Origin of the sequence: Micropruina sp. (assembly GCF_047602385.1) — a bacterium.
Lineage (GTDB): Bacteria > Actinomycetota > Actinomycetes > Propionibacteriales > Propionibacteriaceae > Micropruina.
On record NZ_JASGHL010000001.1, the window covers coordinates 1,012,974 to 1,036,933 of the forward strand.

Sequence of the window (23,960 nt, forward strand, 5' to 3'; positions counted from 1 at the left end):
CAAGAAGGAGACTCTTATGTTTCGACGGGACGGCCGGGGCAGACTGCCGGCACTCATTCTCAGCGGCGGGCTTGCCGCGATGCTCGGGCTGACCTCGGCACCGCAGGCGCAGGCAGCGCCGGCGCTCGGCACCGTGACCTTCGCCGCCGGGCGTGGAGCACTCACGGTGATCGGCACCTCTTCCGCCGACTCGATCGGCTTCACCCACACCACCGTGGACGGCGTCGCCCAGCTCGGCGTCGACCTGGACGGCGATGGCAAGGCCGAAACCCTCGTTCCCGAGGCCCTGGTCAAGTCGCTGGTTCTGGACGGCCGCGGCGGCAATGATCGGCTCAGCACGGTCGAGATCCCGGCCACCATCAAGACGCGGGTATACGGCGGCGCCGGAGACGACCTGCTGGCCGGCGGGCCGGGCGCCGAGCGGTTCTACGGCGGCGCCGGCAACGATTCGGTGTTCGGCGGACGCGGCGACGACATCGCCTACCTGGGCTCGGGGGACGACCGGTTCGGCTGGGCGCCCGGCGAGGGCAGCGACACCGTCGAGGGCCAGTCCGGCAACGACACCCAGTTGTTCCTGGGCGCCGGAGTCGACGAGAACGTCACGATCAGCAACGTGCGTGGCCGGGTCCGGTTCTTCCGCGACGTCGCCAACATCACGATGAATCTGAACGGCATCGAGGTGCTCGACACCAACCTGCTCGGTGGCAAGGACACCATCAACGTGCGCAACCTGGCCGGCACCGGCGTCAAGCAGGTGATCAACCGGCTCGGCAACAACCCCGGCAGTCAGGGCCGCACCATCGTCGAGGGCACCCGCCGGGCCGACGTCATCGATGTCCTGGCCCAGACCAGCCCGAACGGCACCGGCGTCCACGTTCTCGGCCTGCCCGCGCATGTCGAGTTGACCGGTGCCGGCGTCGAGGACGAGTTGATCGTCCGCGGTGGCGCCGGCGACGACCGGATCACGGCCAGCATTCCGGCCGGCGCGTTGACCTTCACCGCCGACGGCGGCGCGGGCGACGACCAGATCCAGGGCGGGGATGCCGCCGAGACCCTGATCGGCGGCCCGGGCAGCGATGTGATCGACGGCGGACGCGGCGACGACACCTCCGACCTCGGTGCCGGTGAGCTCGACCTGTTCATCTGGGATCCGGGCGAAGGCAGCGACAGGGTCAACGGTGGCCCGGGGACCGACGTGCTGGTCTTCCGTGGTTCCAACCAGGACGAGAAGTTCGCGGTCAGCCGGACGGGACGGGGCGAGTCCCTGTTCACTCGCGACCTCGGCAACATCCGGATGGACCTGCGCTCGGTCGAGGCGGTTGACGTGGCCGCGATGGGCGGCGCGGACAGCCTCGATGTGGGCGACCTCGGCGGAAGCGGCCTGCGGGCCGTGGTCGCCAACCTGTCGGGGCTGCCGGGTGTGCCCGACCCCGACCGGGCAGTCGACACGGTCACCGTGGCCGGCAGCAACCAGGCGGACGCCATCCGGATCAGCGGAGAGCCGTCCGACCGGGTGGGCAGCGGGACAGTGACCGTGGAGGGCCTGTCGGCAGAGATCCAGCTCAGCAGGGTCGAACCGACCGATCGGTTGATCGTGAACGGTGGCGGGGGCGCCGATACGTTCAACACTCGCCGGTTGGCCCCCGGCACCGTGGAGTTGACCACCGTGCAGTGACCCGCACGGTAGCGGCTCTCCCCGGAGGGCGATTCGCCCGGACGCCCGCGTGGTGTCCGGGCGAGTCGTCGTCCAAGGCCGGCTCGGCGCCCGAGTGCGGGGTGCCGCCGAGATTCGCGCGTAATCACGTGGACGATTCGGCCACCCGCTTCATGTCGCCGAAAATGATGCGTATTGGCGACACCCGGACCGTCCGAAAACGTTCACTTCGCCGCGAGACCCCGACCCACGCCACCCGAGCCTCGCCATAACGCCTACTTCGTCGCGCAGGGCTAGAAGCCGAGGCGGTTCAGGTGTTTGGCGTTGCGCTGCCAGTCCTTGAGTACCTTCACCTTCAGATCGAGGTGGACGGGCGTGCCGAGCAGTGCGGTCAGCTGGGCACGCGCCGCTGTTCCGATCTCGCGGAGCACCGAGCCGCGGTGCCCGATCACGATGCCCTTCTGCGAATCCCGCTCCACGATCAGCGAGGCGAACACGTCCAGCAGCGGCTTGTGCTCCGGCCGCCCCTCGCGCAGGCCCATCTCGTCGATGGTGACGGTGATCGAGTGCGGCAGCTCCTCGTGCATCTTCTCCAGTGCCGCCTCGCGGATCAGTTCGGCGATCAGCGTTCTCGGTCGGCTCATCGGTGACCTCGCCGTCCGGGTAGTAAGCGGGGCCTTCCGGCAACTGCCCGATCAACACGTCGGTGACCAGGTCGACCTGATCGTCGGTGACCGCGCTGACCGGCACCACCTCGGCCCAGCGGATGCCGAGCTTCTCCTCCAGGGACGCGATCTTCAGCAGGTGTTCGGCCATCCGCTGCTTGCCGATCAGGTCGGATTTGGTGGCCAGGGCCACCAGCACCGGGCGTTTGGGCAACTTGGCGATCTCGCCGACCAAGAACTCATCGCCCGGACCGATCCGCTGGTCGGCGGGCAGGCAGACGCCGATCACGTCCACCTCCGACCAGGTCGCGTAGACCAGGTCGTTCAGCCGCTCGCCGAGCAGGGTGCGCGGACGATGCAGCCCAGGGGTGTCGATAATGACGAGTTGCGCGTCCGGCCGGGTGACGATGCCCCGGACGGCGTGCCGGGTGGTCTGAGGACGCGAGGACGCGATCGCCACCTTCTGCCCGACGATCGCGTTGGTCAGGGTCGATTTGCCGGCATTGGGGCGTCCGACGAAACAGGCGAATCCGGAACGGTGCATCAGCTGGCCCGCTTCGCCGAGTCGGACGCCAGCTGTGTCGCGGCGTCCACGCCGCCCTCGGCGGGGTCTTCCGCGGGCTCCTCGACCAGGGACGCCAGCACGGTCAGGATGCTGTTGCGGCGTCCGATGCCACGCTCTGCCACCAACTGGATGCCCTCCCAGACCACCACGGAGCCGGGGATCGGCACCTTGTTCAGCTCCTTACCCATCAGGCCCAGCACGGTGTCGACATCGTCGTCGTCAACCTTCAGCCCGAACAGCTCGCCCAGGTCGTCCACGCTCAGCCGGGCCGAGATCCGGAACCGGTTCGGCCCGATCTCCATCGACGGCGGCACCTCCTGGTCGTACTCGTCCACGATCTCGCCGACGATCTCCTCGAGGATGTCCTCGATGGTGGCCAGCCCGGCGGTGCCGCCGAACTCGTCTACCACGATCACCACGTGCGAGCGGGTCAACTGCATCTCGCGCAGCAGCTCGTCCACCGGCTTGGAATCGGGGCAGAAGGTCGGCTGGCGCATCAGCGATTCGACGGTCTCAGTCGCCTGGGCCCGGGGGTTGTCGTACATCCGGCGGATCGCGTCCTTGAGGTAGAGCACCCCGCAGATGTCGTCGACGTCCTCGCCGATCACCGGAATCCGGCTGAATCCCGACCGCAGTGCGAGCGAAACCCCTTGCCGGACGGTCTTGGTGTGCTCGATGTAGACCATCTGGGTGCGCGGCACCATCACCTCCTTGGCGATCGTGTCGCCCAGGTCGAAGACCGAGTGGATCATCTTCCGCTCGTCGGCCTGGATCATGTCGGACGCCTCGGCGTAGTCGACCAGCTCACGCAGTTCGGCCTCGGAACTGAACGGGCCGTCGGCGAAGCCCTTGCCGGGAGTCAGCGCGTTGCCGATCAGGATCATCACCTGCGGGATCGGTCCGAGCACGCTGGTCAGTATCGACAACGGCCGGGCGGCGGCCAGCGCCACCGCGTCCGCGTGCTGCCGGCCCAGGGTCCGCGGAGCGACCCCGAGCAGGATGAACGAGACCAGCACCATGATCCCGACCGAGTACAGCACCCGCGCCCAGGTGGCCTCGAAGCGACCGAAGACGAACAGTGCGACCATCACGATCGACACGATCTCGGCGAGAATACGGACGAAGAGCAGGGTGTTCAGCGTCGGCGCCGGGTCCTCGGTGATGTGGACGAGTGCCCTCGCGCCCCCGCGATTCGCATCGAGCAGGCGCTGCGCGCGGCTCTTCGAGAAGGACTGGCAGGGCGGCCTCAGCGGCGACAAGCGGGGCGGCCAGCAGCACACAGGCCGCCGCAATAGCCAGTTCGAGCCATTCCAGGTCGGTCAACAGGGTTTCATCACTCGTTTCTCACCCGGGTAATCGAGCGGACAGTCTATGGCAGTAGGCCCGATGGATCACAGTCGGCCGCCGACGGCGGTCACCCTTAGCACGAGAGAGGGCCGATTGGGCGATTATTGGTCAACTGAACTAGAATACAGGCATGGACGCCTCCACCTCACGCCGGGCGCGCACCGCAGCCCTTGTCGCCCTTGCCATCGGCAGCTTCGGCATCGGCATGACCGAGTTCGTCGTGATGGGCCTGCTGCCCGATCTGGCCAAAGACCTGCTGCCCGCCAGCTGGACGTCCGACCCGGAGAGCGCGATCGCACAGGCCGGCGTGCTGATCTCGCTGTACGCACTCGGCGTGGTGATCGGGGCGCCGACGATCGCCGGCGCAGTTGCACGATTCCCCCGGCACCGGGTGATGATCGCCTTGGCCCTCGCCCTGACCGTCTTCAACGCGCTCACCTTCCTCGCACCAAGCTTCGAATGGATGGCCTTCTCGCGACTGCTGGCCGGACTGCCCCACGGTGCCTACTTCGGCATCGGCGCACTCGTCGCCGCGGACGTGCTGGGGCCTGAACGCAGGGCGCAGGGCATCGCCTTCGTGCTCACCGGCCTGACGATCGCCAATGTGGTCGGGGTTCCGCTCGGCACGTTCCTGGGCCAGAACTACGGCTGGCGGGTCACCTTCATGGCGGTGGCCGTGGTGTTCGCGCTGGGCACGGCTGGCCATCGCCGCATTCGTGCCGCGGCATCCCGGTAGCCCGGAGCGCACACTTCGCGCCGAGCTGCGGGTCTTCAGGATCGGACAGGTCTGGCTGACGCTGGGAATCGGCGCCATCGGCTTCGGCGGCTTCTTCGCGGTCAACAGCTACGTCGCGCCGATGGTGACCGAAGTTGCCCACGCGCCGGCCTGGGCGGTGCCGGTGGCCCTGGTGATCAGCGGCGTCGGCATGACCATCGGCAATCTGATCGGCGGACGGCTCGCCGACCGGGACCTGCGGCGGACACTGCTGGGGGCCTTCGTCGGCACCGGACTGGTGCTGGTGCTGATCGGGCTCACCGCCCAGTGGATCCTCGTGCTGGCCGCGCTGCTGTTCGCGCTGAACTTCTGCGGCTCGATCCTGGCGCCGTCGATCCAGACCCGGCTGATGGACGTCGCCGAGGACAATCAATCGATCGCGGCCGCCCTGAACCACTCGGCACTGAACGTCGGCAACAGCCTGGGCGCCTTCTTCGGCGGCACGGTGATCGCGGCCGGATGGGGCTTCGTCGCACCCGCCTGGGTGGGTGCCGCGATGGCCGCCGTCGGCTTGGCGCTGGCTGCGGTCGGCTTCAGCCTGGTGCGGCGGGAGCGGGAACTGGTCCCGCCAGCTGAGCAGCCGTGCCCACCGTCGTCACCGGCGGTCCCGCAGCTGACCGGTGTGTCGGGAGGAACGCAGCCAGCCGCGCAGGGCTGACGCCTGGAAGCGCTGGAACTCGCGGACGGTCGGCAGCCCAGGCGGATCCGGCGACCTGCCGGCACTCTCGAAATAGCCCAGGGCGCCGGTCAGGAAGTCGGCGATCAACGCCGCCGGCACGCCCTGGTCGGTCGCGATCCGCTCGAGCCAGGCATCTGCGTCCACCTCCGCCGAACCGCTGGAGATGAACTCGATGATCAGCCCGGCCGGGTCGACCCAGGACGCCCCGCGGGCCGCCCAGGCCCAGTCGACGATGGCGATCGTGCCGTCCGGACGACGCAGCAAGTTGTCGGCACGCAGATCCAGGTGGAGCAGCGTCTCGCCGGCAGCCGCGGCCAGCGCACGCCGGGCCGCGGCATCGAGGGCGGGCAGCCGAGCCGCCAGCCAAGGGTCGAGGTCGGCCCGGCCGGCCAGTCCCGGCCACAGCTCGAGCAGCGGTCTCAGCGCGTCCACGGCGTCGCGGAGATCCGGGACGCGGACGCTCTCGGTGACTCGCAGCGCGGCGAGCACCGTGCCGATCAGCTCGTTGGTCCAGGGCAGCGGCGGCTGCTCGCCCGCGACGTGCTCGATCAGGATCGCGACCCAGCCGTCCGGGCCCTCGTCGAGGGCGGCGATCAGCCCGGCGATCGGGAGGCCGGCGGGCAGCTTCTCCAGCGCCTGCCGCTCCGACCGGATCAGTCCGGGACTGTCAGGGTTGATCGAAGGATGCACGGCTTTCAGGAAGCCGCGGCTGCCATCGGCGCAGAACAGAGCATCGGTGGTGCCGGGCGAGTAGCCACCGCTGGCGTGGTCGACCCGCACCACCGGCGATCCCAGCGCCCGCTGCGCCCACGTCCGGACCTGCCCGGGCAGTTCCTCCCAGGTGAGCCGGGTGCGCGGGTTCACCGGCCGCTCACCGATCCGCGGACGGGTGCACCGATAGCGCCGAGTTCAGCGGGCGGGCCATCGGTCAGCCCCGTTTCGCCGCCCAGGCGGCGATGATCCGGTCGTTCAGTCCGAACATCACCTGCTTCTCCTCGGGTTCGGCATGGTCATAGCCGAGCAGGTGCAGCAGACCGTGGATCAGCAGGTAGTCGGCCTCCTGCTCAGGCGTCCGGTTCGAGTCGGACGCCTGCGCCGCGGTCACCTCGGGGCAGAGCACGATGTCGCCGAGCATGCCCAGCGGCGGCTCCTCGCCGTCCTTGGGCGGGCGCAATTCGTCCATTGGGAAGCTCAACACATCAGTCGGGCCGGGCTCGTCCATGTACTTCTCGTGGTAAGCGGCCATCGTCTCGGTATCGACCAGCAGGATCGACAGCTCGGCCTGCGGGTGGATGCGCAGGCTGTCCATCGCGAAGAGCGCCAGGGCCACCAGCCGCTGCTCGTCGACCTCGACGCCCGACTCGTTGTTGATCTCGACGGTCATCGGCGCTCCCGGCGCTGGTTGGCGGATGGCTCGGTGGATTCGAAGCGGTCATAGGCGGCGACGATCCGGCCGACCAGCCGGTGCCGGACCACGTCGTGGTTGGTCAGCTGGCAGAACGCGATGTCGTCGACGCCGTCCAGGATGCCCTGCACCATCCGCAGCCCCGACCGGGTGCCGGTGGGCAGGTCCACCTGGGTGACGTCACCGGTGACCACGATCTTCGACCCGAAACCGAGCCGGGTCAGGAACATCTTCATCTGCTCCATCGAGGTGTTCTGCGCCTCGTCCAGAATGATGAACGCGTCGTTGAGCGTGCGTCCTCGCATGTACGCCAGCGGCGCGACCTCGATGGTCCCGGCAGTGAGCAGCCGGGGCACCGACTCGGGGTCGATCATGTCGTGCAGGGCGTCGTAGAGCGGCCGCAGGTAGGGGTCGATCTTGTCGGTCAGCGTGCCGGGCAGGAAGCCGAGCCGCTCCCCCGCTTCGATCGCCGGGCGGGTCAGGATGATCCGGTTGACTTCCTTGGCCTGCAGCGCCTGGACGGCCTTCGCCATCGCGAGATAGGTCTTGCCGGTACCGGCCGGGCCGATGCCGAAGACCACCGTGTGGGCGTCGATGGCGTCCACGTAGCGTTTCTGATTGAGCGTCTTGGGACGGATGGTGCGCCCTCGGCTGGACAGGATGTTCTGCGTCAGCACCTCGGCCGGACGCAGCGTCTCCGCTTGCTGCGCGGTCATCGATACCACCCGCTCGACGGCGTCCGGGGTGAGTCCCTGGCCGGTGCGCACGATGGTGATCAGTTCGGTGAGCACCTCGGCGGCGACCGTGACGTCGCCCGGCGCACCGGTGAACGTCACCTCGTTGCCGCGGACGTGGACGTCGGCGGACAACTCCCGCTCGAGAATCGCCAGGAACTCGTCCCGCGGGCCCAGCACGTTCACCATGTCGATCGACGACGGAACCGTGATCCGGCGCACCCCGGTGGGCTCGGACGGTTCGCTGCCGGCTTTTCGCAATCTTCCTCCTCGAATCGGACGAAGGGAATCCTAGCCCGACCCGCCGACAGCGCCCGGGTCGCCCCTCCCGCACCCCCGGGGGACGGGCCCCTCCCGCACATCCGGGGACGGTTCTTTTCGTTCGGGTTTCGCACGTCCGGGGACGGTTCTTTTCGTTCGGGTCTCGCACGTCCGGGGACGGTTCTTTCCGTTCGGGTCTCGCACGTCCGGGGACGGTTCTTTTCGTTCCAAAGCCGCACGTCCAGGGACGGTTCTCTCCGGCGCTGGGTCATGCTTGTCCTCATGCCCAGCAGCCCGCCCACGGTCTCCCTCGCCCAGGCGCTCGATCGGGCGTCCGACCTCGCCGCCGCCGGTGGACGTCGGCTGCTGGGTATCGCCGGACCGCCCGGCGTCGGGAAGTCGACCCTGTCCGCGCTGCTGGCGCAGCGCCTTGGCGGCACCATGGTCGTGGTGGGCATGGACGGCTTTCACCTCGCCAACGCCGAGCTTGTTCGGCTCGGACGCCGCGAACGCAAGGGTGCCCCGGACACTTTCGACGTCGATGGCTATGTCACCCTGCTACACCGGCTGCGCAGCCAGCAGGCGTCGCTGTACGCGCCGCTCTTCGACCGCGATATCGAAGAGTCGATCGGCAGCGCCGTCCGGGTCGCCCCCGAGGTGCCGCTGGTGGTCACCGAGGGCAACTATCTGCTGTTCGACGACCACGGGTGGGGCGGCGTCCGACCCGAACTGGACGAGGTCTGGTACCTGCGCCTGGACGATGCCGAGCGACGCCGCCGGCTGATCCGTCGGCGGCTGGGGCATGGTGATACGCCAGAGCACGCCGAGCACTGGGTGTTCTCCGTGGACGAACCGAATGCGGCGCGGGTGGCCAGCACCCGCGTCCGGGCCGACCTCGTCGTCGAGATGGGCTGACCGAGAGAACCGTCCCCGGACGTGCGAAACCCGAACAAAAGGAACCGTCCCCGGACGTGCGAAACCCGAACAAAAAGAACCGTCCCCGGACGTGCGAAACCCGAACGAAAAGAACCGTCCCCGGACGTGCGAAACCCGAACGAAAAGAACCGTCCCCGAGTTAGCGAGCGGGGGTGTGCTCTCGGACGAACATGGCCAGCACCAGGATCAGCAGGGCCCCGAGCACAATCACCCCGAGTGCACCGCGCAGGCCGAAGAGCTCGGCCAGACCGCCGATCAGCGGCGGGCCGAGCAGGAACGCCGGCCACTCGCCGAGACTGATCAGAGCCACCGCCTTGGCCGACGGCACCGACGGCTGGTTGCCGGCCAGGGTCATCACCACCGGGACGATGCATCCGCTGCCGATGCCGACGCAGGCGAACCCGATCAATGCGGCGGGGACGGTGCCGACCGACAAGGCGATGCCCATCCCGACCGCGGACACGGCGGCCGATAGCTGCAGGAACCTGCGGCGTCCGACGACTTCGATGATCCGATCACCGACCAGCCGCACCACCGCGATCGACAGCGAATAGCAGACCAGACTGACCGAGCCGAGCGCGATCCCGCCGCCGAGCGAGACCGTGTACAACGCGCTCCACTGCACCGAGCCGCCCTCGTTGATCGACGAGAGGAAGCCGATCGCCGCCAGCAGCACGATCTGCGGCGTCCAGCCACGAACCGCGGGCTGCGGGTCGGGTGGCACCGACCCCGGCTCGGCCAGTCCGGGCGCGGACGCACGACGTTCGGTGTCCGGCAGGAACCGCGCGGTGGCCAGGTACAAGCCGGCCAGCAACAGGCTGGACGCCGCCAGTTGGACCGCCGGGGCCAGCCGCAGCACACCGGCCAGCACTCCGAGCACACCGCCGAGGAACTGGCCGCCGCTGTACCAGAAGTGGAAGGAGGACAAGATGCTGCGGCCGTAGCCGCGCTCCACCTCGACCGCCAGCGCGTTCATCGGGCCGAACAGCAGTCCTTGGGCCAGGCCGAGTATCAGCAGGCAGGCGATCAACGCGGCGGGGGTGGTGGCCAGAGCCGCGACCGGTGTCAGCACCAGCATGCCCGCGGCCCCGACTATCGAGGGCAGCCGTGACCCGGTCCGGGTGATCACCCGGGCCAGCACCAGCAGTGACAGCAGGACGCCGATCGGACCGCCGAGCACGATCAGGCCCCACTCCCCGTCCGAGACGCCGAGTTGGTCACGTACCGACGGAATGCGTCCGGCCCAGCCGCCCATCAGCGCCCCGGACAGGACGAACAGCATCGACACCGCCAGCCGGGAGCGGCGCCGCCGCCGGAGGTCGACGGACGCCGGGGTGCCGGTTGCGGAAAGGGTCACCCGGGCAGGCTATCCAGCGGCCCGGACAGAATCCGTCGCACGGCCGGCCGCGAGATCGACCGCCGCTATTCGTCGCCCTCGGCGTCGCCGGCGCTGTCCCCGGAACTGGGCGGACCGTCGTTCTTCTCGGCCTGGTTGCGCTTCATCTGCTCGGCCTTCTCGTCGGAGACCGGACCGGTCACCGTGGAATCGCCATGGCCGGACGCGATGTCGCCGCCGTTGTGCGGATCGTTGGTCATCGAGGCTCCTTGATCGGATCGGAATGAGGGTCGATCCGTCGAGGCTAGCCGGATCGCGGTGCGGCTGCCCACCCCCTTCAGGCCGCCCCGGGATCGGTCGCGGCTGGCCCGCTCAGCCGGACGCGAACGCGTCCGTCGCCTTGATCAGCTCGGCGGCGATCGCGGGTTCGGTCACCGCGTGACCTGCCTGGACGATCCGGAGATCGGCCTCCGGCCAGGCTCGATGCAGATCCCAGGCGGTCACCATCGGGCACGGCAGGTCGTAGCGGCCCTGCACTATCACCGCCGGGATCGACCGGATCGGATCGACGCCGGCGATCAGCTGGCCTTCGTCGAGCCAGCCACCGTGGACGAAGTAGTGGTTCTCGATCCGGGCGAACGCCAGCGCGAAGTCGGGGTCGGAGAAGTCCTCCACCAGTGCCTCGGAGAACTCCAGGGTGGACGTCGCCGCCTCCCAGCTGGTCCACGCCACACCGGCCGGCAGGTGCACTGCGGGGTCGGGGTCGAAGAGCAGCCGGTGGTAGCCATCGATCCGGTCGAATCCGGCCGGCAGCGCGCCGAACGCCCGGATCAGCGGAGCCTCGAACCGCTCCCACCACTGCGGTGCCAGGTTGGCGGCGCCACCGTTGTAGTACCAGTCGAGTTCGCTGCGCCGCAGGGTGAAGATGCCGCGCAGCACCAGTTCGGTGACCACGCCGGGGTGCGCCTGCGCGTAGGCGAGGGCGAGCGAACTGCCCCACGAGCCGCCGAAGACCTGCCAGCGCTCGATGCCGCGGGCGGCCCGGAGCCGCTCGACATCGGCGACCAGGTGCCAGGTGGTGTTGCTGCTCAGATCGGCGTCCGGGGCACTGGCGTGCGGGGTGCTGCGACCGCAGCCGCGCTGGTCGAACAGCACGATCCGGTAACGCGCGGGGTCGAAGAACTGCCGGTGCACCGGGCTGCAGCCGCCACCGGGGCCACCGTGCAGGAAGACCACCGGCTTGCCGTCCGGATTGCCGCATTCCTCCCAGTACAGGGTGTGCCCGTCGCCCACGTCCAGGCGACCGGTTCGCAACGGCTCGGACGCCGGGTACAGCTCAGTCGTCGTCATCGTCCTCGTAATCGTCGATGATGTGCATCGCGGCCTCCTCGGCACTCGCCGCGCCACCCGCGAACCCGACGTCGTGACCGACGCTCTCGGCCTCGTTGTCGAACTCTCCGTAGCCCCCTTCGGCGTCCACCAGACGGCCGGCCCGGCGCTTGCCCACCTGCCGGAGTTCGGCGGGGTCGTCGTTCCACTTCGAGTCGGCGGGCGAAACGTCCGGCTCCTCCTGGGCGATCCGCTGGTCGAGGGTCTCGCCGTGCCGCATCTCGGCCGCGGTGTTGCCGTAGCTCTGCGCCGGCGACCACTTCTCCGGCGACACGTAGCCTTCGTCGAGCACGTCCGCGACCCCGCGGTCGATCAGCGAGTCGTCGGCCTGCAGCTGGTCGAGCTGCTCGGACTCATCGGGCATCGTCGGGTCGAAGTCGGTCATGGCACTAGCCTGCCACCTCACCTCAGCTGGGGCGAGGACGACGGGCAACCTGCGCGGATTCGTGCCCGCGACGCAGATCCACCCCGTTCCTGAGCCGGAGCAGGTCTGCGCCCATCCCACGGCGGGGATGCTCCGACCGGAAGAGACACGGCTAGGCTTCCGGCCCGTGACCTCGCCACTCCCGCCGCGACGCCCCACCTACGACCTGGTGCTGGCCGCCTTCTGCGGCCTGCTGCTGATCTCGAACGTGTCCGCGACCAAGCTGATCGAGTTCGGTCCCTCAGTCGAGGTCGGCGGTTTTCCGGTGCTGCCGATCATCACCGACGGCGGCGCCTTCCTGTTTCCGCTGACCTACGTGCTGGGCGACGTGCTGGCCGAGGTCTACGGGTTGGCGAAAGCCCGTCGAGCGATCTGGACGGGTTTCGGGCTGGCGGCGCTGATGTCGCTGACCTTCGCGGTAGTCGCCGCCGCACCCCCGGCGTCCGATTGGCCGAACAACGATGCCTGGAATGCGGTGCTCGGCTTCGTGCCGCGGATCGTGCTGGCCAGCCTCGCCGGCTATCTGGCCGGGCAATTCCTCAACGCGGTGGTCCTGGTCTGGATCCGCGACCGGTTCGGTCCGGGACGGCTCTGGGTCCGGCTGGTCGGCTCGACGGTGGTCGGGGAGTTCGCCGACACCCTGGTCTTCTGCCTGATCGCATTCGGTCCGCTGGGCGCCTTCCTGGGCGGCGGCAGCCTCGATCTGCCCACCTTGATCAACTACACCCTGGTCGGTTTCGTCTACAAAGTGCTGGTCGAGGTGATCTTCCTGCCGGTCACCTACCGGATCATCGGCTGGATTCGTCGGCGCGAGGGCATCGCGGTACCGTCCTCGAGCTGAGTGTCGGGCGTCGTCAGCTACAACTCTGACGTTTGTCAGGGATGTGCTGACCAATCCGGGGTTCCGCTGGTTGAGCTCGTCGAAACCCGTTGCCGGCGGGGTCTCGACACGCTCGACCAGCGAAGATCGGCAAGTCCGCGGGGACGCGCCGCCACCGCGGGGTTGAGCTTGTCGAAGCTTGCGGGTTGGGCTTGTCGAAACCCCCTGCCGGCGCACACGGTCTCGTCTCGACACGCTCGACCAGCCAAGATCGGCCTAGGCGCCGGCGCCCGGAGGCGGCGGCGCCTAGGCATCGTCCGCCCGGCCCTGCTGAGGACGCGCGTCCACCACGACGACGGTCACGTTGTCCCGTGCTTCGGTGCCCAATACCGCCGCCACCAGGGCTGACGCAGCTTCGCCCGGATCGTCGTGGGCAGCCAGGACGTCCGCGATCTGCTGGTCCTCCAGCTCCGAGTTGAGCCCGTCGGAGCAGAGCAGGAAGCGCTCGCCGGGCGTCCGGGGCAGCAGCCACAGGTCGACCGGAGGCGTCGGCAGCATGCCGATGGCGCGGGTGATCAGGTGCCGCGCGGGGTGGTCCCGGGCCTGTGCGGCATCGATCAGTCCCGCCTCGAGCAGTTCCTCGACCTCGGAATGGTCGATGGTCGCCTGCCTCAGCTCGCCGTCGGCGTAGCGGTAGACGCGGGAGTCGCCCACGTTGAACACGGCCCAGTGCGGAACCCCGTCGATCTCCAACTCGACCAGTCCGGCCACCGTGGTGCCCAGCCCCCGAGCCTCCGGGTGCTCCCTGCCATAGCCGATCACCGCCGAATTCGCTCTGGCCACGGCCGCGTGCACGCGGGCGGGACGCAGTTCGTCGGTGCCGTCCAGTTCGGCGAGCGAGTCGACGGCCAGCCGGCTGGCAACGTCGCCGGCCGCGTGTCCGCCCATGCCGTCCGCCACCACCCAGACCCGGTCGCCGGCCAGGAAGGCGTCCTCGTTATGCTCTCGCACTCGGCCTACGTCCGTGGCCGCGCCGACGACGACCTGTGGCATGTCGCTCCTCATCGTGTGAGCCGGACGACCCGGCGTCGGGTCAGGCTATCAACCGGCTTTCCACCGGTCGCCAACCCCGCGAGGCGCCCACAGACACCACACAGGAACCTCAAAGGTCCGTGCCGGGTGGGTTTCCTACCGTCGGATCATCACGCACCACACCGGGTAGCGAAATCGAATCAACGAAGGAAATGAACCCATGAATCCGGTCAGTCTCGGCATCGATCTCGTCGCCATCGTCGTGTTGGCGTTCGGGGTGTACTTCCAACGCTATCGTCGCCGCGAGGTGATGGTCGCGATGATCGGCCTGAACGTCGCCGTCCTGGCGGTCAGCGCGGCGCTCGCCGGGGCGTCCGTCGGCCTCGGTCTCGGACTGGGCCTGTTCGGCGTCCTGTCGATCATCCGGCTGCGCTCCTCGGAGCTGAGCCACTCCGAGGTTGCCTACTACTTCGTCTCACTGGCGATGGGTCTGCTGGCCGGGCTCACCCTCGACCCGACCTGGCTCGGCCAGGTCCTGATCGGACTGCTGGTCGCGGTGATGTTCCTCGCCGATCACCCCGCGATGTTCGGCGGCTACCGGCATCAGGTGCTCACTCTCGACCGGGCGATCACCGACGAACTGGAGTTGCGCACCGAGTTGAGCACGCTGCTCGGCGCCGAGATCAAGCAGTTCACCGTCCAGCAGGTCGATCAGGTGCGCGACACCACCGTCGTGGACGTCCGCTACCGGGTCCGTACCGCCGCACCCCTGGTCGCCGCACCGGCCGCCGAAGCCCTCACCCACTGAGGAAGCGCTGATCAATCACGTCCCGGCTGCGGCGCACCCGGCGAGCGCTCGACGATCCCCAGCTCGTGCGCCGGATGAACCGATACGCCCACACGATCTGGGCGCCGTCGCTCATCCCGCCGGGCACGTCCTCACTCGGAACAGCATCGATCAGCACTTCCTCACCGACATCGAAACAGAAAGACCAATGACCATGAACAAGCACCTGACCAGCGTGAAGACCTGGATCGCCGGCGGCGTGGCCGCGGCCCTGATCGGCCTTGCGGGCTGCGCCGGCGTGGCGGCGACCGCCTCCACCACGTCCACCAGTTCGACCAGCACCGGCACCGCCGCGACCGTCGCGCTCACCGCCGACCACGACACCGAGGCCGACCACACCTGGGACAGCAGCAAGGAGGTCACCATCGACCTCGCCGACCCGAAGGCAACCGACGGTGTCACCGTGGCCGACGGAGTGATCACCATCACCGCCGCCGGCGCCTACCGCCTCACCGGCACCCTCGCAGACGGCCAGGTCGTGGTGAACAACGAGGGCGACGGCATCGTCTACCTGATCATGGACAACGCCTCGATCACCAACTCCGACGGTTCGGCGGTGGTGATCGCCCAGGCCGACCTGACCGTCCTGGTGCTGACCGACGGCACCACCAACTCGATCACCGACGGCGCGAATTACGCCGCCACCGGCGACGACGACCCCAACGCCGCACTGGACAGCTCGGACGACCTGACCATCATCGGCAACGGAACCCTGAATGTGACCGGCAACTACAACGACGGCATCGCCAGCTCGGACGGCCTGGTGATCGTCTCCGGCACCATCAAGGTGACCGCCAAGGACGACGGCATCCGCGGCAAGGACTATGTGGTGGTCAAGGGCGGCACCGTCGAGGTGACCAGCGGCGGCGACTCGCTGAAGTCCGACAACGAATCCGATGCCGGACTCGGCTACGTGAGCGTCGCGGACGGCACGGTGAAGCTCGCCTCGGGCGACGACGGCATCGACGCCTGGACGGCGATCACCATCACCGGCGGTCGCACCGTGGTGACCAAGTCGGTCGAGGGGCTGGAGGCCAAGGTGATCAGCATCAGCGGTGGTGAAACCAGCCTCACCGCGAGCGACGACGGGGTGAACGCCACCGACTCGGCCAGCACCGCCGGCGACATGGAAGCCCAGACCGGCACCCTGCTCAGCGTCTCCGGCGGCACCTTGACCGTGACCGCGGACGGCGACGGGCTCGACTCCAACGGCGCCATCACGATGACCGGCGGAACCGTGGTGGTCAACGGGCCGACCAACAACGGCAATGCCGCGCTGGACTACAACGGCACCTTCACCATCACCGGCGGCAGCATCGTCGCCGGCGGCTCGTCGGGGATGGCGCAGGCCCCGAGCACCGATTCGTCGCAGAAGTCGCTGATGATCAGCCTGATTGCGGCGGCCGGCTCGAAGGTGGAGGTCAAGGACTCCTCCGGCACCGTGGTGGCCAGCTACTCCCCCAGCCGGCAGATCGCGTCCCTGGTGATCTCCAACGACCAGATCAAGGCAGGCGAGACCTACACGGTCTACGTCGATGGCAGTTCCGTTGGCACCACCGACACCTCGCAGGTGACCACCAACGGCGGCTTCGGCGGAGGTGGCGGCCCGCGGCGCTGACCCCGCGAAACAAGGATCCGGATCGGGCTGGTCTGTTCCAGCGCGATCCGGATCCTTGTTTGCTGCCGATTCGCAGGTCTCTCCGCACACCGGGGGACGGTTCTCCGGCATGCGGTTCTCGAAGATCCGGGGACGGTTCTTTCCGTTCGAAAGTCGAAGGTTCAGGGACAGTTCTCGGAGATGCGGATTCTCGAACGAGAAGAACCGTCCCCGAACATGCGATTCTCGAACGGAAAGAACCGTCCCCGGATGGTCGAACTGGGTCAGCGGCGTCCGGCGTAGAAGCGGCCGAGGAACGCGTCGCGGAAGGCGTCGAACTCACCGGTCTCGATGGACGCCCGGATTTCATCGACCAGCCGGACGGTGAACCGCTCGTTGTGGATGGTGGCCAGGGTCGAGGCCAGCATCTCCTTGGCCTTGAACAGGTGGTGCAGGTAGGCCCGGGTGTAGTGGGCGCAGGTGTAGCAGTCGCAGTCGTCCTCGATCGGCTCGAACGCGCGGCGGTGCCTGGCGGTGTTGACGTTGAACCGGCCGTCCCGGGTGTAGAGCGCGGCGTTGCGGGCGACCCGGGAGGGCATCACGCAGTCGAAGGTGTCCGCGCCGGCGGCGATGGCGGCGAAGAAGTCGTCCGGCTCGGAGATGCCGAGCAGGTGTCGCGGCTTGTCGAACGGCAGTTCCTCGGTGCACCAGCCGACGATGGTGCCGAGGTTCTCCTTCTCCAGGGCACCGCCGATGCCGAAGCCGTCGAACGCCTGGCCGTCCACCTCGAGACCGGCCAGATCGCGGGAAGCCCGTCGGCGCAGATCTTCGTACTGGGCGCCCTGCACCACGGCGAACAGCGCCTGGTACGGCTTGTGGCTGCGGGCCGCGGTGAGCTCGGCGTGCGCCGCCAGGCACCGGACGGCCCACGCGTGCGTCCGCTCGACCGACTGCTCCTGGTAGCCGCGGGTGTTCATCAGCGTGGTCAGCTCGTCGAAGGCGAACATGATGTCGGCACCCAACTCGTGCTGGATGCGCATGCTCACCTCGGGGGTGAACCGGTGCCGGTCGCCGTTGAGGTGGCTGGTGAAGGTCACCCCGTCGTCGTCGACGTGCGCCAGCCGGGTCTTCCCCTCGGCGATCACGTCGTCGTCGGCGAGCCCGACGGTGTCCATCGCCAGCACCTTCTTGAACCCGGCACCGAGGCTCATCACCTGGAACCCGCCCGAGTCGGTGAAGGTCGGACCGGGCCAGTTCATGAAGGCGCCGAGCCCGCCCGCGGCGTCCACGATGTCGGAGCCCGGCTGCAGGAACAGGTGGTACGCGTTGGCCAACACCGCCTGCGCCCCCAGGTCGGCGACCGCCTCGGGCAACACCGCCTTCACCGTCGCCTTGGTTCCCACCGCCACGAACGTCGGCGTCCGAATCTGCCCGTGCGGAGTATCGATCACACCCGATCGGCCCTTGCCATTGGCCAGCACCGCACCCGGTGTGAAGGAGAAGGAAGAACTCACGATTCGGCCCTTCGCGACGCCGACCAGGGCCGGACGCCACCGTCGAGCGGGCGTGGACGAGACAACGGCACCGGACAGCGACCAGCGGTACGGCGGGGACGGTTGTTTTCGTTCCGCCCAGTTTGAGTGGAACGAAAAGAACCGTCCCCGCCGTACCACTCGAGCGAATCGCAACCGTAAAGCGGGCGCGGAGGGGAGCCCGAGGCAGGTAGGTGGGCGTCCGGAAGATCTGCCGAGCTTGCGAGGCGGATCTGGAGGGGGGCGGCTCGGGCTCCCCTCCGCGCCCGCGGCAACCTAGTGGGGATCAAAGCGACACATCCACGCTGAGCGGATCACGCACGCGCCAGAGCCTGCAGTTGCGCCAATGCCACGACTCCGGCGGTGGACGTCCGCAATACCGCGTCCGCGATCAGGGTTGGACGCCCACCCGCCTCGGCGAACAGCTCCAGCTCCTCCGGGGTCAACCCGCCCTCGGGCCCGACGATCACCATCACTTCGCCCTCGGCGGGCAGGTCGGCCGCGTTCAGCCTGGTGTCAGCGCCCTCGTGCAGCACCAGCGTCAGCGCGGGCTCAGGGATTCGCAGCGCCAGCTCGGCGGTGGTCAGCGGCGGGCTGACCCGCGGCACCCGGAACCGTCGGGACTGCTTGGTCGCCTCGCGGACGATGGTGCGCCAGCGGGCCAGCGCGCGTTCGACCCGGTCCGGCGCCCACTTCACGATCGAGCGGGACGCCTGCCACGGCACGATCTCGTCGACGCCCAGCTCGGTCAGCATCTCCAGTGCCAGTTCGGACCGGTCCCCCTTGGCCAGCGCCTGCACCACGGTGACCCGCAGCGGCCGGACCGGGTCGGCGAGCACCTCGGCGACCTCGACGACCAGCCCGTTGACGTCGGCGGTCAGCACCGGCCCGCGGATCGCTTGGCCGATGCCGTCGCTGATCAGCACCACCTCGCCCTTGCGGATCCGGCGCACGATCGCCGCGTGCCGTCCCTCGTCGCCAGTGACGGCGACCGTGTCGCCGACCGCCGGGGATTCCAGGTCCGCCAAGAACAAAGCCTCGGTCATTGTGTGAATGCGTCCTTCAGCCAGCCGAATACACCTTTGTGCTGCTTCTCCACGGCGATCTCGGCGCCGGCTTCACCGCGTGCTTCGGCGAGTTGCCGAAGCAGGTTCCGCTGGTGGTCGTCGAGCCGGCCGGGGGTCTGCACCAGCAGCGTAACGCCGAGGTCGCCGCGTCCGGCACCCCGCAGCCGCGGCACGCCGCGACCGGCGATCGGGATCCGGCTGCCCGACTGGGTGCCGCTGGGAATCGTCAGCCGGACGGTGCTCAACTCGGCGTCCAGGTCGTCCCGCTCGGCCTCCAGGGTCGGCAGGGTGACCTCGGTGCCCAGCGCCGCCGCGGTCATCGGCAGCTTGATCACCATCTCGAGGTCATCGCCGTTGCGCTTGAAGGTCTCGTGCGGTTCGACGCTCAACTCGACGTAGAGGTCGCCGGCCGGGCCGCCGCCGGGGCCGACCTCGCCCTGATGCTCGAGGTGGATCCGGTTGCCGGCGTTCACTCCGGCGGGAATCTTCACGTTGATAGTCCGCTGCGACCGGACGCGGCCCTCGCCGGAGCACTCGCCGCACGGGTTCGGGATGGTGGTGCCGAAGCCGCGGCAGACCGGGCAGGGCTGGGTGGTGCGGATGTCGCCCAGGAAGGAGCGCTGGATCTGGGTGATGTCGCCCTGCCCGTGACAGGTCGAGCAGGTGACCGGCTCGGCGCCGTCCTTCGCGCCGGAGCCGTTGCAGGTGCCGCAGATCACGGCGGTCTCGACCCGCACCGGCTTGGTGATGCCGAACGCCGCCTCGGCAAGGGTCAGCGACAGCCGGACCAGCGCGTCCTGGCCGCGCCGGACGCGGGAGCGCGGCCCACGCGCGCCGGCCTGGCCGAACATCGCGTCCACCAGGTTGGTGAAGTCGAAGCCGGCCGCTCCCCCGCCGGGGAAGCCGAAGCCCTGCGCACCACCGGGGAAGCCGCCGGAGGCGAGCGGATCGACGCCGCGGTCGTACATCGCCCGCTTGTTGGCGTCGTGCAGCACCTCGTAGGCCTCGCCGATCTCCTTGAATTTGTCGGCGGCATCGGCGGTGTCGGCGACATCCGGGTGGTACTTCATCGCCAGCCGGCGGTACGCCTTCTTGATCTGCTCGGAGGTCGCGTCCCGGGTCACACCCAGCACGTCGTAGTAGTCCTTGGTCAACATCATCCTTCTGCCAGGAAGCGGCCGACATAACGGGCGACCGCCCGCACGGAGGCCATGGTGGTCGGATAGTCCATCCGGGTGGGGCCGACGATTCCCATGCTCGCCCAGACATCGTCGCCGTGACTGTACGCGCTGGCCACGACCGAGGTCGACTGCAGCGGTGCGTACGGGTTCTCGTGTCCGATCCGGACGGTGACCTCGCTGGACCCACCAGCTTCACCCAACAACCGCAACAGCACGACTTGTTCCTCAAGTGCTTCGAGGACGGGTTTCACGGTGGTCTCGAATTGGTCGCCGAAGCGGGTCAGGTTCGGTACGCCGCCGACCACCACCCGGGTGGCCGGGTCGGCCGCGGTCAACTCGAGCAGGGTGGCGATCACCACCGAACCGACCGGACGCAGCTCGGGCGGCAGTTCGTCGAGCAGGCTACTGAGCCGCTCGACGGCCGCGGACGGAGCTCTCCCGACCAGGGCGGCGTTGAGGCGTCCGCGCAGTTCGGCGAGCTGGTCGTCACCGGCGTCGACCAGGTCGACCGCCCGCTGGTCGACCCGGCCCGCCGAGTTGACCAGGATCACCAGGCCGCGACCGGGAGTGAGCGCCAGCACCTCGATCAGCCGGATGGTGGCATGGGACAGCACCGGGTACTGGACGATGGCGACCTGCTGGGTGATCTGGGCCAGCAGCCGGACGGTCCGGCGCACCACGTCGTCGACGTCCAGTGCGCCGGCCATGAAGGTCTGGATCGCCCGCCGTTCGGCCAGCGACAGCGGCTTCACCGCGGCCAGCCGGTCGACGAACAACCGATAGCCCTTGTCGGTGGGGATTCGGCCGGCGCTGGTGTGCGGCTGGGTGATGTAGCCCTCTTCTTCGAGGACGGCCATGTCGTTGCGGACGGTGGCCGGCGAGACCCCCAGGTTGTGCCGTTCGACCAGGGCGCGGGAGCCCACCGGCTCCTGCGAGGACACGTAGTCGGTGACGATGGCGCGCAGGATGGCGAGCTTGCGGTCGTCCAGCATGACCCCTCCTCGGCACGGCGCTATTGGCACTCTCGATGATTGAGTGCCAGTCTAGACGAACCTGCCCGGCAGGCCGCCGTCCCTACCGTCGGGTCGCCCAACTCGACCAACGGAATCGAGGCATCAATGCGCGTGGTCTCGCTGACCTTCGCCTCCTTGGCGGCGCTCATGCACGTCTACATCTTCTGGATGGAGTCGCTGCGCTGGGAGCACGCTGCGACTCGCCGGGTTTTCGGCACGACGCCGGAGCAGGCCGCGACGACCCGGCAACTGGCCTTCAACCAGGGCTTCTACAACCTCTTCCTGGCTATCGCCGCCGGTGCCGGGGTGGTGCTGTTCTGGTGGCCGGTGGTTTCGGCCACCCTGCTGATCGTCGCCCTTGGTTCGATGGTGCTGGCGGCGTTGGTGCTGGTCGCCAACGACCGCGGACGCGCGCGGGCCGCGCTGGTGCAGGGACTCTTCCCGTCGCTGGGGCTGGTCTTCCTCGCCCTGTCGGCGAGCAGTTGACCCCACGACCCATTGCCGAGAACCCCGGTGAGCGGTGACAGTTGGCGTGTGCTGACTCGCGCCACCCAGATCGCCCGCATGCGGCGGGTCGCCCTCGCTGCCCTGGCGCACTACGGGTTGCCCGCGGGCGCGTTGACCTTCGTCGATCATGGCGAGAACACCACCTTCCGGCACGACTCGCCGGCCGGCCGGTTCCTGGTCCGGGTGCACCGGCCGCAGCGGCACGGACGTGACGCTGACCCGGTGCTCGCCATTGAGTCCGAACTCGCCTGGCTGACCGCGTTGCGGGCGGACACCGATCTCGAGGTGCCCGAACCGCTACCCACCAGAGCGGGCGCGGCGACCGTGCAGGCGAGGGCGGGCGACGACACCCGGGTGGTGTCGGTGCTGCGCTGGCAGCACGGCAGGATTCACGAAGACTCGGCCCGTCCGGTACACCTACGCCGGCTCGGAGCCGCGATGGCCACCCTGCATCGGCAGGCCGACGGCTGGACGCCGCCCCAACGGTTCCAGCGCATCGACTGGAACCACGAGGCCTTCTTCGGCGACGTGATGGTCTACGGCGGGCTGCCGGCGTCCGAAGTCTGGCAGCTGCTGCCGGGCGATCTGCGGGAGCGTTTCGGCCGGGTGGCCGAACGGCTGGCGACGCTGATGGCCGCCGAGGGCGACTACGGACTGATCCATGCCGACCTGCATCTGGGCAACGCGGTGTTCCAGGGCGACCGGGTGAAGCTGATCGACTTCGACGACTGCGGCACCGGGCACCGGCTCTACGACGTGGCGGTCGCCCTGTGGGAGCAGCGCGACGGCGACGGCTACGAGGCCTTCCGCACGGCGCTGCTGGACGGCTACCGCGGCGTCCGTGAGATCGATGTGACGCACCTGGACGACTTCATCGCCCTTCGCCAGGTCGCCTTCGCGCTGTGGTACACCGGCACGGCCCAGGTGAACCCCGCCTTCGCCGAGCGACTCCAGGTGGTCGACGCCTGGTCCCGCTCGATGCTCGATCTGGTGGCCGCCGGCTACGCGTAGGCTCGCCACCGTGCAATTCTCGCTGACCCCGTTCACCGAACTGCGGCCCGGTATCTGGCGTGCGGTGGCCCAGCCGGCCTCGGTCACCATCGGCTTGGTGGTGGGCTCGACCGGCGCTCTCGTGGTGGACGCCGGATCGTCGCCGGACCAGGGCGCGGAGATCCGGGCGGCCGCCGCGGCGGTTGCCGGTGTTCCGCTGGTCGGTGCGGTGGTCACCCATGCCCACTTCGATCACTACTACGGGCTGGCCGCGTTCGACGACCTGACCACCTACGGCCACGAGAGCCTGCTCGCCGCCCTGGAGGCCCCGCAGGTCGCCGAGGAGACCGCCGGGCTCGGTTTCGCGCCCGATCGGCTGCGCCCGCCGAACAAGCCGCTGGCCCTGGCCCGGCTGGTCGATCTCGGGGACCGGCACGTCGAACTCGTCCACTTCGGACGCGGTCACACCGCCGGCGACGTGGTCGTCATCGTCCCCGACGCCCGGGTGATCTTCACCGGCGACCTGTTGGAGCAGTCCGCTCCCCCGGCGATGGGACCGGACTGCTTCCTCAAGGAGTGGCCTGCGGCTCTGGACGGCATTCTCGGCCTGGTCAGGGAGGACACCCTGCTGGTGCCCGGCCACGGCGAGCCGGTGGACCGGGTCTTCGCCTTCACCCAGCGCGCCGAGATCTCCGCGGTCTACGGGCAGGTGGACTACCTGATCGGCCGGGGCGTGCAACTCGAGGACGCGCTGGCCGCCGGTGACTGGCAGTTCGACGACGAGACCATCGCCGCCGTCCTGCCGATCGCCTACGCGCAGCTCGCCGCCGAGGGCAAGGTGCCCCGCACCCAGCTCCGGTTGCTGCCCGGGCACTGAGCGGCGTTTCCGCCGGGTGCAGGAGAGCTCGTCCAGCAGGGTTGGTTGAACTCTCGCCCGTCGCCACATGCAGAATTTCTGCCGGCGGGAATGGGTCTCGACAAGCTCGACCAGCGGCACCCACCACGACCGCTCGACCGGCGGGAAGAGGTCTCGACAAGCTCGACCAGCGACACCCACCACGACCGCCCCGGCCGACTCATCCAGCCTGGGTGGCCCCTACCTCAGAGGCCCCGAACCCCACCACCGACGAGCAATGAGGTAGCCGCCGCCGCAGGATGGGGTGATCTCCCGATGTCCGGCCCTACCTCAGCGAACCACCCTGGA

Annotated in this window: 23 protein-coding genes and 2 pseudogenes; 10 read left to right on the top strand and 15 right to left on the bottom strand. The window is 69.0% G+C overall.

Annotated elements, in window-relative coordinates:
- The first annotated feature begins 16 nt into the window (after positions 1-16).
- Positions 17-1,675 carry a calcium-binding protein gene (locus tag QM711_RS04730; RefSeq protein WP_415096744.1) on the top strand — a complete coding sequence of 553 codons (1,659 nt, stop codon included), beginning with the start codon at positions 17-19 and terminating at the stop codon, positions 1,673-1,675.
- A 272-nt stretch (positions 1,676-1,947) separates the two neighbouring features.
- Here QM711_RS04730 and era read toward each other — a convergent pair.
- Positions 1,948-2,863 (bottom strand): annotated as a pseudogene (gene era / locus QM711_RS04735) (GTPase Era).
- Positions 2,863-4,207, bottom strand: a pseudogene (locus tag QM711_RS04740) (hemolysin family protein). The pseudogenes era and QM711_RS04740 overlap by 1 nt, the downstream one beginning before the upstream one ends.
- A gap of 154 nt (positions 4,208-4,361) precedes the next feature.
- Between QM711_RS04740 and QM711_RS04745 the strand changes: the two are divergent.
- A complete protein-coding gene (locus QM711_RS04745) occupies positions 4,362-4,967 on the top strand; it encodes an MFS transporter (protein WP_415096746.1) in 606 nt (201 codons plus the stop codon).
- Positions 4,948-5,664, top strand: coding sequence for an MFS transporter (locus QM711_RS04750; protein ID WP_415096748.1), 717 nt, complete (start codon positions 4,948-4,950; stop codon positions 5,662-5,664). The genes QM711_RS04745 and QM711_RS04750 overlap by 20 nt, the downstream gene beginning before the upstream one ends.
- On the opposite strand, the gene QM711_RS04755 is transcribed toward QM711_RS04750, so the two are convergent.
- The 3 genes from QM711_RS04755 to QM711_RS04765 all read right to left on the bottom strand — a co-directional run bounded on the left by QM711_RS04755 (position 5,602) and on the right by QM711_RS04765 (position 8,013).
- Positions 5,602-6,549, bottom strand: a complete 948-nt coding sequence (locus QM711_RS04755; RefSeq protein WP_415096750.1) for a phosphotransferase — start codon at positions 6,547-6,549, stop codon at positions 5,602-5,604. The two genes, QM711_RS04750 and QM711_RS04755, sit on opposite strands and share 63 nt — an antisense overlap.
- 64 nt (positions 6,550-6,613) lie before the next feature.
- Complete coding sequence (gene ybeY / locus QM711_RS04760) at positions 6,614-7,069, bottom strand: rRNA maturation RNase YbeY (protein WP_415096752.1); 456 nt, start codon at positions 7,067-7,069, stop codon at positions 6,614-6,616.
- The gene (locus QM711_RS04765) at positions 7,066-8,013 is read right to left on the bottom strand and encodes a PhoH family protein (RefSeq protein ID WP_415096894.1); all 948 of its coding nucleotides are present in this window, start codon (positions 8,011-8,013) and stop codon (positions 7,066-7,068) included. The genes ybeY and QM711_RS04765 overlap by 4 nt, the downstream gene beginning before the upstream one ends.
- A gap of 354 nt (positions 8,014-8,367) precedes the next feature.
- Between QM711_RS04765 and QM711_RS04770 the strand changes: the two genes are divergently transcribed.
- Entirely contained in the window at positions 8,368-9,000 is a 633-nt protein-coding gene (locus QM711_RS04770) for a nucleoside/nucleotide kinase family protein (protein WP_415096754.1), read from the top strand.
- A 160-nt stretch (positions 9,001-9,160) separates the two neighbouring features.
- Here the strand turns inward: QM711_RS04770 and QM711_RS04775 are convergent, their stop codons facing one another.
- The 4 genes from QM711_RS04775 to QM711_RS04790 form a co-directional block, all read right to left on the bottom strand.
- Positions 9,161-10,378, bottom strand: coding sequence for an MFS transporter (locus QM711_RS04775; RefSeq protein WP_415096756.1), 1,218 nt, complete (start codon positions 10,376-10,378; stop codon positions 9,161-9,163).
- Positions 10,379-10,443: 65 nt separating this feature from the next.
- On the bottom strand, positions 10,444-10,617 hold the full coding sequence (locus QM711_RS04780; protein ID WP_415096758.1) for a hypothetical protein: 174 nt from the start codon (positions 10,615-10,617) through the stop codon (positions 10,444-10,446).
- Positions 10,618-10,729: 112 nt separating this feature from the next.
- Positions 10,730-11,707 (bottom strand): prolyl aminopeptidase, encoded by a 978-nt coding sequence (pip, locus tag QM711_RS04785; RefSeq protein WP_415096760.1) that lies wholly within the window; start codon positions 11,705-11,707, stop codon positions 10,730-10,732.
- The gene (locus QM711_RS04790; RefSeq protein WP_415096762.1) at positions 11,694-12,131 is read right to left on the bottom strand and encodes a DUF5709 domain-containing protein; all 438 of its coding nucleotides are present in this window, start codon (positions 12,129-12,131) and stop codon (positions 11,694-11,696) included. Before QM711_RS04790 ends, pip begins: the two co-directional genes overlap by 14 nt.
- Positions 12,132-12,297: 166 nt before the next feature.
- Between QM711_RS04790 and QM711_RS04795 the strand changes: the two genes are divergently transcribed.
- Positions 12,298-13,011 (top strand): queuosine precursor transporter, encoded by a 714-nt coding sequence (locus QM711_RS04795; RefSeq protein ID WP_415096764.1) that lies wholly within the window; start codon positions 12,298-12,300, stop codon positions 13,009-13,011.
- A 285-nt stretch (positions 13,012-13,296) separates the two neighbouring features.
- Here the strand turns inward: QM711_RS04795 and QM711_RS04800 are convergent, their stop codons facing one another.
- Positions 13,297-14,001, bottom strand: a complete 705-nt coding sequence (locus tag QM711_RS04800) for a PP2C family protein-serine/threonine phosphatase (protein ID WP_415096766.1) — start codon at positions 13,999-14,001, stop codon at positions 13,297-13,299.
- 241 nt (positions 14,002-14,242) lie between these two features.
- On the opposite strand from QM711_RS04800, the gene QM711_RS04805 reads away from it, so the two are divergent.
- On the top strand, positions 14,243-14,830 hold the full coding sequence (locus QM711_RS04805; RefSeq protein ID WP_415096768.1) for a DUF4956 domain-containing protein: 588 nt from the start codon (positions 14,243-14,245) through the stop codon (positions 14,828-14,830).
- Here QM711_RS04805 and QM711_RS04810 read toward each other — a convergent pair.
- Positions 14,820-15,035, bottom strand: coding sequence for a hypothetical protein (locus tag QM711_RS04810; RefSeq protein ID WP_415096770.1), 216 nt, complete (start codon positions 15,033-15,035; stop codon positions 14,820-14,822). The genes QM711_RS04805 and QM711_RS04810 overlap by 11 nt on opposite strands.
- Here QM711_RS04810 and QM711_RS04815 point away from each other — a divergent pair.
- Positions 15,024-16,487 carry a carbohydrate-binding domain-containing protein gene (locus QM711_RS04815; RefSeq protein WP_415096772.1) on the top strand — a complete coding sequence of 488 codons (1,464 nt, stop codon included), beginning with the start codon at positions 15,024-15,026 and terminating at the stop codon, positions 16,485-16,487. The genes QM711_RS04810 and QM711_RS04815 overlap by 12 nt on opposite strands.
- 263 nt (positions 16,488-16,750) lie before the next feature.
- Here QM711_RS04815 and tgt read toward each other — a convergent pair whose 3' ends face one another.
- The 4 genes from tgt to hrcA all read right to left on the bottom strand — a co-directional run bounded on the left by tgt (position 16,751) and on the right by hrcA (position 21,238).
- A complete protein-coding gene (gene tgt / locus QM711_RS04820) occupies positions 16,751-17,983 on the bottom strand; it encodes a tRNA guanosine(34) transglycosylase Tgt (RefSeq protein ID WP_415096896.1) in 1,233 nt (410 codons plus the stop codon).
- 329 nt (positions 17,984-18,312) lie between these two features.
- Positions 18,313-19,044, bottom strand: coding sequence for a 16S rRNA (uracil(1498)-N(3))-methyltransferase (locus tag QM711_RS04825; protein ID WP_415096774.1), 732 nt, complete (start codon positions 19,042-19,044; stop codon positions 18,313-18,315).
- The gene (gene dnaJ, locus QM711_RS04830) at positions 19,041-20,219 is read right to left on the bottom strand and encodes a molecular chaperone DnaJ (protein ID WP_415096898.1); all 1,179 of its coding nucleotides are present in this window, start codon (positions 20,217-20,219) and stop codon (positions 19,041-19,043) included. The genes QM711_RS04825 and dnaJ overlap by 4 nt, the downstream gene beginning before the upstream one ends.
- A 2-nt stretch (positions 20,220-20,221) precedes the next feature.
- Positions 20,222-21,238 carry a heat-inducible transcriptional repressor HrcA gene (gene hrcA / locus QM711_RS04835; protein WP_415096776.1) on the bottom strand — a complete coding sequence of 339 codons (1,017 nt, stop codon included), beginning with the start codon at positions 21,236-21,238 and terminating at the stop codon, positions 20,222-20,224.
- A 39-nt stretch (positions 21,239-21,277) separates the two neighbouring features.
- Here hrcA and QM711_RS04840 point away from each other — a divergent pair, with 39 nt between their 5' ends.
- Genes QM711_RS04840 through QM711_RS04850 form a run of 3 tightly spaced genes read left to right on the top strand, consistent with a single transcriptional unit; the run spans position 21,278 to position 23,633 of the window.
- Positions 21,278-21,745 (top strand): DUF1304 domain-containing protein, encoded by a 468-nt coding sequence (locus QM711_RS04840; RefSeq protein WP_415096778.1) that lies wholly within the window; start codon positions 21,278-21,280, stop codon positions 21,743-21,745.
- A 48-nt stretch (positions 21,746-21,793) separates the two neighbouring features.
- Positions 21,794-22,777, top strand: a complete 984-nt coding sequence (locus QM711_RS04845; RefSeq protein ID WP_415096780.1) for a phosphotransferase enzyme family protein — start codon at positions 21,794-21,796, stop codon at positions 22,775-22,777.
- Between the two features lie 10 nt (positions 22,778-22,787).
- Positions 22,788-23,633, top strand: a complete 846-nt coding sequence (locus tag QM711_RS04850; RefSeq protein ID WP_415096782.1) for an MBL fold metallo-hydrolase — start codon at positions 22,788-22,790, stop codon at positions 23,631-23,633.
- The last annotated feature ends 327 nt before the right edge of the window (positions 23,634-23,960 follow it).

What these genes read in the sequence shown, in the direction of transcription:
- hrcA (WP_415096776.1), bottom strand. Translation starts at nt 21,238, where the DNA reads ATGCTGGACGACCGCAAGCTCGCCATCCTGCGCGCCATCGTCACCGAC.
- ybeY (WP_415096752.1), bottom strand. Translation starts at nt 7,069, where the DNA reads ATGACCGTCGAGATCAACAACGAGTCGGGCGTCGAGGTCGACGAGCAG.
- QM711_RS04765 (WP_415096894.1), bottom strand. Translation starts at nt 8,013, where the DNA reads ATGGTGAACGTGCTGGGCCCGCGGGACGAGTTCCTGGCGATTCTCGAG.
- QM711_RS04815 (WP_415096772.1), top strand. Translation starts at nt 15,024, where the DNA reads ATGAACAAGCACCTGACCAGCGTGAAGACCTGGATCGCCGGCGGCGTG.
- pip (WP_415096760.1), bottom strand. Translation starts at nt 11,707, where the DNA reads ATGACGACGACTGAGCTGTACCCGGCGTCCGAGCCGTTGCGAACCGGT.
- QM711_RS04730 (WP_415096744.1), top strand. Translation starts at nt 17, where the DNA reads ATGTTTCGACGGGACGGCCGGGGCAGACTGCCGGCACTCATTCTCAGC.
- QM711_RS04745 (WP_415096746.1), top strand. Translation starts at nt 4,362, where the DNA reads ATGGACGCCTCCACCTCACGCCGGGCGCGCACCGCAGCCCTTGTCGCC.
- QM711_RS04770 (WP_415096754.1), top strand. Translation starts at nt 8,368, where the DNA reads ATGCCCAGCAGCCCGCCCACGGTCTCCCTCGCCCAGGCGCTCGATCGG.
- QM711_RS04790 (WP_415096762.1), bottom strand. Translation starts at nt 12,131, where the DNA reads ATGACCGACTTCGACCCGACGATGCCCGATGAGTCCGAGCAGCTCGAC.
- QM711_RS04780 (WP_415096758.1), bottom strand. Translation starts at nt 10,617, where the DNA reads ATGACCAACGATCCGCACAACGGCGGCGACATCGCGTCCGGCCATGGC.
- QM711_RS04825 (WP_415096774.1), bottom strand. Translation starts at nt 19,044, where the DNA reads ATGACCGAGGCTTTGTTCTTGGCGGACCTGGAATCCCCGGCGGTCGGC.
- QM711_RS04805 (WP_415096768.1), top strand. Translation starts at nt 14,243, where the DNA reads ATGAATCCGGTCAGTCTCGGCATCGATCTCGTCGCCATCGTCGTGTTG.